Source organism: Actinomadura logoneensis, assembly GCF_003428695.1.
GTDB lineage: Bacteria > Actinomycetota > Actinomycetes > Streptosporangiales > Streptosporangiaceae > Spirillospora > Spirillospora logoneensis.
On sequence record NZ_QURH01000832.1, the window covers coordinates 1 to 5,045 of the forward strand.

The 5,045-nt window shown below is 75.4% G+C and carries 5 protein-coding genes; all 5 read left to right on the forward strand.

All coding sequences use genetic code 11. The features are described 5' to 3' along the window. Positions 1 to 301, forward strand: a 301-nt coding sequence (locus DZF91_RS40515; protein ID WP_158588067.1) for a hypothetical protein, incomplete at its 5' end; no start/stop codon positions are given. A 51-nt stretch (positions 302 to 352) separates the two neighbouring features. After that, entirely contained in the window at positions 353 to 1,066 is a 714-nt protein-coding gene (locus DZF91_RS28380; RefSeq protein ID WP_117360188.1) for a response regulator transcription factor, read from the forward strand. Between the two features lie 67 nt (positions 1,067 to 1,133). Further along, positions 1,134 to 2,582: a sensor histidine kinase gene (locus DZF91_RS28385; protein ID WP_235834631.1), complete on the forward strand. Its 1,449-nt coding sequence runs from the start codon at positions 1,134 to 1,136 to the stop codon at positions 2,580 to 2,582. Positions 2,583 to 2,716: 134 nt separating this feature from the next. Then, on the forward strand, positions 2,717 to 4,096 hold the full coding sequence (locus DZF91_RS28390; protein WP_117360189.1) for a glycosyltransferase: 1,380 nt from the start codon (positions 2,717 to 2,719) through the stop codon (positions 4,094 to 4,096). Beyond that, positions 4,093 to 5,045, forward strand: a 953-nt coding sequence (locus tag DZF91_RS28395) for a glycosyltransferase family 39 protein (RefSeq protein WP_147341429.1), incomplete at its 3' end; no start/stop codon positions are given. The genes DZF91_RS28390 and DZF91_RS28395, both read left to right, overlap by 4 nt.

The following is a 5,045-nucleotide window of genomic DNA, read 5'->3' on the forward strand; positions in this document are numbered from 1 at the left end:
CCAGGCCGCGAACGGCCTCTGGCGGGCCGCCGCGGGCAGCGCGCTGGCCCGCACGGCCACGGGGCTGGCCGGGCAGGTCGCCGACCGGGCCCTGGCCCTGGCGGTCGAGACGGTCGTGCGCGAGCTGATGCGCGAGGCGTTGAAGGCGGCGCTGAAGGAGTCCCTGCGCGGCCTGATGAGCGACGTGGCGCGGGACATGGTGGTCGAGTCGCTCCGGACGGGATGGGCCGCGGCCACCCGGCCCGCCCCGGACCCCGAGGCGTCCCGGCCCGGCCCGGACCCGAATCTGAGAGATCGATGAGAATCCGCTGGTCACGGCGTTGACCGCGGAGCCGGCGGCTACCGTGGGCGCATGGAGTCGGGTGCCGCGCGCGGACGCGTCCTGGTCGTCGACGACGAGCCGGCCGTCCGGGAGTCGCTGACCAGCAGCCTGGAGTTCGAGGGGTACGAGGTCGGTACCGCGGCCGACGGGCTGCTCGCGCTGGACGCCGTCGAGCGCGAGCGCCCGGACCTGGTCGTGCTGGACGTCCTGATGCCCCGGATGGACGGGCTGACCGCGTGCCGCCGGATGCGGGCGCGGGGCGCGACGATGCCGGTGCTGATGCTGACCGCGCGGGACATGGTCGGCGACCGGGTGACCGGCCTGGACGCGGGCGCCGACGACTACCTGGTCAAGCCGTTCGAGCTGGACGAGCTGCTGGCGCGGGTGCGGGCGCTGCTGCGCCGGGCGGCGGACTACGGCCCGGCGTCCCGCCCGGACGGCGAGGCGCTCGCCTTCGGGGACCTGCGGATGGATCCGCGGACCCGCGAGGTGCTGCGGGCGGGGTGCCCGCTGGAGCTGACCCGCACCGAGTTCATGCTGCTGGAGCTGTTCCTGCGGCATCCGCGGCAGGTGCTGACGCGCGAGCGGATCCTGGAGGCGGTGTGGGGGTTCGACTTCGAGCCGGCGTCCAACTCCCTGGAGGTCTACGTGATGTACCTGCGCCGCAAGACCGAGGTGAACGGCCTGCCCCGGCTGATCCACACGGTCCGCGGCGTCGGGTACGTGCTGCGGGGCTCCCCGTGACCGCCGTGCCCGGCCCGGCCGGGGTCCGCGGCGGCTCGGGCGTCCCGCGAGCGGAGGGAGCCGGGCCGTGCGGCGGCTGGTGACCAGGCTGCCGCTGCGGGGACGGCTCGCGCTGCTCACGGCGCTCGCCGTCGCCGTCGCCGTGGCGGCGTGCGCGACCGTGAGCTGGTTCCTGGTGCGCGGCCAGCTGTACCGCGAACTGGACGGACGGCTGCGCGCCATGAGCGGCCCCCCTCCGGTCGCGGACCTGCCCGCCCCCCGGCCACGGGGCTGGCCGGAGGTCCGGGACGCCCTGGCCGACTGCCGGTCCACGCCGGTCGCCGGGACCCGGTACGGCGGCCCGTACTTCATCCAGCAGGCGGTCACCGCCGACGGGCGGGCGTGCGTGATCCCCGACCGGGGCGCGCTGACGGTGAGCAGGGCGGACGCGGAGGTCGCCGCCGGGACGCGGACGAGTGTGCGGCACGACGGAAAGGGCGTCGACGGGCAGGGCGACGGCGTCCGGGTGCGGATCATGACCGTCGGCTACACGGCGGACGCGGACGGCGCACCGGTGCGCTTCGCGGTCTCCACGGCGATCCCGCTGGACGAGGTGGAAGGGCCGCTCGGCAACCTGGCGCTGCTGCTGGTCGCGGTGTCGGCGGCCGGGGTGCTGCTGGCGGCGGGCGCCGGCCTGATGATCGCGCGCGCGTCGCTGCGCCCGGTGGAGCGGCTGACCGACGCCGCCGAGCACATCGCGCGGACCGAGGACCTCGGCACCCGCATCCCCGAGCACGGCCACGACGAGATCACCCGGCTGAGCCAGGCGTTCAACACGATGACGGGCGCGCTGGCGGCGTCCCGGGACCGGCAGCAGCAGCTGATCGCGGACGCCGGGCACGAGCTGCGCACGCCGCTGACGTCGCTGCGCACCAACATCGACCTGCTGCTGCGGTCGCAGGACAGCGGCCGGGAGCTGCCCCCGGACACGCGGCGGCGGCTGCTGGCGAGCGTGAAGGCGCAGATGGTGGAGCTGTCGAGCCTGGTCGGCGACCTGCTGGAGCTGGCCCGTCCGGTGGAGGGGCAGCCCGCGCGGGAGACCGTGGCGCTGCACGAGGCGGTGCAGCGGGCCGTCGAGCGGGCGCGGCTGCGCGGCCCGGGCCTGGTGGTGGAGGCGGAGACGTCCCCGTGGTTCGTGCGGGGCGACCCGGGCCAGCTGGAGCGGGCCGTGGTGAACCTGCTGGACAACGCGGTGAAGTTCAGCCCGCCGGGCGGGCGGGTGCGGGTCCGGCTGGACGGTGGGGAGCTGACCGTCCGGGACGAGGGGCCGGGAGTCGCGCCGGAGGACCTGCCGCACGTGTTCGAGCGGTTCTGGCGGTCGCCGTCCGCGCGGAGCCTGCCCGGGTCGGGCCTGGGCCTGTCGATCGTGGCTCGGGTCGTCGGCGAGGGCGGCGGGCGGGTGAGCCTGGAGCCGGCCGAGGGCGGCGGGACGCTGGCCCGCGTGGTGCTGCCGGGCAGCCCCGTCCCTCCCGACTGAGGGGCTTCTCGCCGGGCGAGCGGCGGCCACCGCGCCCCTGCGGTCGGCGTTCGCCGGGCGGCCGGGGCAGGTTTCTCATCGAGGGTTAAGGCTGGGCTCAGCGGTCTCCCACACGGGTTTCCGACGGTGGTCGCATGAGTCACCTGGTCACCACGCGGAGCACGGCCGTCCCGGCCGCCCCGTCCGGCCCGAGGCGTCCCGAGGGGGAGCCGGGCGGACGGGGGCGGCTGGTCGAGGTCGTGATCCCCGCGTACAACGAGGAGCGCGTGCTGGCCGCCAGTGTGCGGCGGCTGCACGCCTATCTGAGCGACACCTTCCCCTACCTCTGGCGGATCACCGTCGCCGACAACGCCAGCACCGACGCGACCTGGCGCGTCGCCGAGGAGCTGGCGGCCGAACTGCCGCGGGTCCGGGCGGTGCACCTGGACGAGAAGGGCCGCGGCCGGGCGCTGCGCCGGGTGTGGTCCGGATCGGACGCCGACGTGGTCGCCTACATGGACGTGGACCTGTCGACCGACCTGGACGCGTTCCTGCCGCTGGTCGCGCCGCTGATCTCCGGGCACAGCGACCTGGCGATCGGGTCGCGGCTGTCGCGCGGGTCGGCGGTGGTGCGCGGGCCGCGCCGGGAGGTGATCTCCCGCTGCTACAACCTGCTGCTGCGGACGGCGATGGCGGCGCGGTTCTCCGACGCGCAGTGCGGCTTCAAGGCGGGCCGGACCGAGATCGTGCAGGCGCTGCTCCCGGCGGTGGAGGACCAGGAGTGGTTCTTCGACACCGAGCTGCTGCTGCTGGCCGAGCGGACCGGGCTGCGCATCCACGAGGTGCCGGTGGACTGGGTGGACGATCCCGACAGCCGGGTGGACGTGTGGCGCACGGCGCTGGACGACCTGAGGGGGATGGCGCGCGTGGGACGTCGGATGCTGACCGGCGGGTTCGGGGCCCCGGTGGCCGGACGGTCCGGAGCGCGCGACCGCGGCGCCGGACCTTCCCGTGCGGGCGGTGAGCTGCCGGCGGGGATGCGGCGGCAGCTCCCGGTCTTCGCGGTGATCGGCCTGGTGAGCACGGTGGCGCAGCTGGTGCTGTTCGTGCTGCTGCGGCTGGTCATGGGCCCGCTGATGGCCAACGCGCTGTCGCTGGTGGCGACCACGGTCGCCAACACCGCCGCCAACCGCCGGTTCACCTTCGGGGTGACCGGGTCGCACCGGGCGCTGCGGCACCAGATCGAGGGCGGGCTGACGTTCCTGCTCGGGCTCGGGCTCAGCACCGGCGGGCTGGCGCTGCTGCACGCGACCGTCGCGGCCCCGTCCCGCTGGGTGGAGGTCGCGGCGATGGTGGCGGCGAACGCGGTCGCGACGCTGGCGAGGTTCCTGCTGATGCGCGCGTGGATCTTCCATCCGCGCAGGTTGCGCGGCCCGCGCCGTCCCGACGCCGCGGAGCGGGCGGATGCCGCTCCCGTGCAGGCGGGCGCTGCTCCCGCGCAGGGCGGCGCTGCTACTGAGGAGGCGGGTCGATGAGCGCGACGGTGACGACGGGCTCGCCGGAGGGCGCCACGCGGCCGTCCGGGGTGCGGCGGGGCCGGGTGGGCCGGTTCCTGCTGGGGCCGGAGAGCGACCCGGTCTGGGCGCGTCCGGCGTTGTGGGCGGTCCTGGCTCTGGCGGCCGTCCTGTACGCGTGGGGCCTGAGCAGGAGCGGGTACGCCAACACGTACTACTCGGCGGCGGTGAAGAGCGGTACGCAGAGCTGGAAGGCGTTCTTCTTCGGGTCGCTGGACGCGGGCTCGTTCATCACGGTGGACAAGCCGCCGATGGCGCTGTGGGTGATGGGCCTGTTCGCCCGGGTGATCGAGTTCGGTTCGTGGAGCCTGCTGCTGCCGCAGGTGGTCGAGGGCGTCGCGGCCGTCGCGCTGCTGTACGCGACGGTGCGGCGCGCGTTCGGTCCGGCGGCGGGGCTGCTCGCGGCCGTGGTGCTGACGCTGACGCCGATCACGGTGGCGATCAACCGGGACGACAACCCGGACACGCTGCTGGTGCTGCTGCTGGTCGCGGCGGCCTGGGCGACCGTGCGGGCCATCGGCGACGGACGGCTGCGCTGGCTCCTGCTGGCGGCGTTCTTCGTCGGCTGCGGCTTCAACACCAAGATGCTCCAGGCGTTCGTCGCGCTTCCCGCGCTGGCCCTGGCGTACCTGCTGTTCGGGCCGCCGAAGCTCGGACGGCGGGTGCTGCAACTGCTCGCGGCGGGCGCGGTGCTGCTGGTGTCGGCGGGCTGGTGGATGACGGTCGTGGACCTCATCCCGGCGTCCAGGCGGCCCTACATCGGCGGCAGCACCGACGGAACGGTCTGGGACCTGGTGATCGGCTACAACGGTCTGGGCCGGGTGTTCGGGCAGGACGGGCCCGGCGGCGGCCGTCGCGGCGCCGGCGCGGGCGGCGACGCGTTCCGCGAGTTCGCGCGGCGGGCCGGCGA

What these genes read in the sequence shown, in the direction of transcription:
- DZF91_RS28380 (WP_117360188.1), top strand. Translation starts at nt 353, where the DNA reads ATGGAGTCGGGTGCCGCGCGCGGACGCGTCCTGGTCGTCGACGACGAG.
- DZF91_RS28390 (WP_117360189.1), top strand. Translation starts at nt 2,717, where the DNA reads ATGAGTCACCTGGTCACCACGCGGAGCACGGCCGTCCCGGCCGCCCCG.